Origin of the sequence: Vibrio sp. Vb1755 (assembly GCF_033338635.1) — a bacterium.
Lineage (GTDB): Bacteria > Pseudomonadota > Gammaproteobacteria > Enterobacterales > Vibrionaceae > Vibrio > Vibrio alginolyticus.
On the sequence record NZ_JAWOTA010000195.1, the window covers coordinates 1 to 1,286 of the forward strand.

The 1,286-nt window shown below is 46.0% G+C and carries 3 protein-coding genes; all 3 read left to right on the forward strand.

The features are described from left to right. Positions 1-590: 16S rRNA (adenine(1518)-N(6)/adenine(1519)-N(6))-dimethyltransferase RsmA (gene rsmA, locus R7E00_RS23830; RefSeq protein WP_318124718.1), on the forward strand; the 590-nt coding region annotated here is incomplete at its 5' end. Between the two features lie 65 nt (positions 591-655). Further along, positions 656-1,036, forward strand: a complete 381-nt coding sequence (gene apaG, locus R7E00_RS23835) for a Co2+/Mg2+ efflux protein ApaG (protein WP_005459620.1) — start codon at positions 656-658, stop codon at positions 1,034-1,036. A 16-nt stretch (positions 1,037-1,052) separates the two neighbouring features. Next, on the forward strand, positions 1,053-1,286 hold a 234-nt coding region (locus R7E00_RS23840; RefSeq protein WP_318124720.1), incomplete at its 3' end, for a metallophosphoesterase.

Here is a 1,286-nt window from a genome sequence, read left to right on the forward strand (position 1 = left end):
GTTTACGTAACCACCCTGATTTGGCAGACAAACTAACGATTCATGAAGGCGACGCAATGCGCTTTGACTTCACTCAGTTAGTGAAGCCAAACAACAAGCTGCGTATCTTCGGTAACTTGCCGTACAACATCTCTACACCTTTGATGTTCCACCTATTTGAATTCCATAAAGACATTCAAGACATGCACTTTATGCTTCAAAAAGAAGTGGTGAATCGCTTGGCAGCAGGCCCGGGTAGTAAAGCTTACGGTCGCCTAACGGTAATGGCGCAGTACTACTGTAAAGTTGTACCTGTACTAGAAGTACCACCAACCGCATTTGTTCCGCCACCGAAAGTAGACTCCGCTGTTGTTCGCCTAGTACCTTATGAAGAGCTACCATGCCCAGCGAAAGATCTACGTTTACTCGATCAAGTTTGTCGTGAAGGCTTTAACCAACGCCGTAAAACCGTGCGTAACTGCTACAAATCTCTGTTGAGCGCAGAAGTTCTGGAAGAGCTAGGTGTAAACCCAAGCATGCGTCCAGAAAACCTAACGCTACAACAATTCGTCGCGATGGCGAACTGGCTAGCGGACAACCCGCAGCACTAATAACTCAAACAATAAGCCAAACCCTTGCCAGTTTGGCTTATTATTAAGTTTATCAAGGAGTGCACATGGACGTCATTCAACCCTGCATCAAGATTCAAGTTCACACCAAATACATCGAAGAGCAATCCAATCCAGAGCTACAACGCTTTGTTTTCGCCTACGTCATTACCATTAAAAACCTCAGCCAGCAGACAGTGCAGCTCATAAGTCGCCGATGGTTGATTACCGATTCCAACGGTAAACAAATGACGGTAGAGGGAGAAGGTGTTGTTGGGCAGCAGCCGTTTATTCCAAGCAACGATGAATACACTTACAGCAGTGGTACAGCGTTAGAAACGCCTGTTGGTGTCATGCAAGGACACTACAAAATGCTGGATGAAAAAGGCCAGGAATTCATCACTGAAATTGAGCCATTTCGTTTAGCGATTCCGAACGTTTTAAATTAATAAAATTGGAGACTCAGTGGCTACCTATATCGTTGGTGACATCCAAGGCTGTTTTGACGAACTACAGCAGCTACTCAAGCGCGTCAACTTTTCCACTCAACATGACCAACTTTGGCTCGCAGGAGATTTGGTGGCTCGCGGCCCGAAATCACTCGAAACACTGCGCTTCGTAAAGTCACTCGGTGACAGCGCAAAAGTCGTACTCGGCAATCATGACTTACATTTACTGGCTGTATCTTACGGCCTGAAA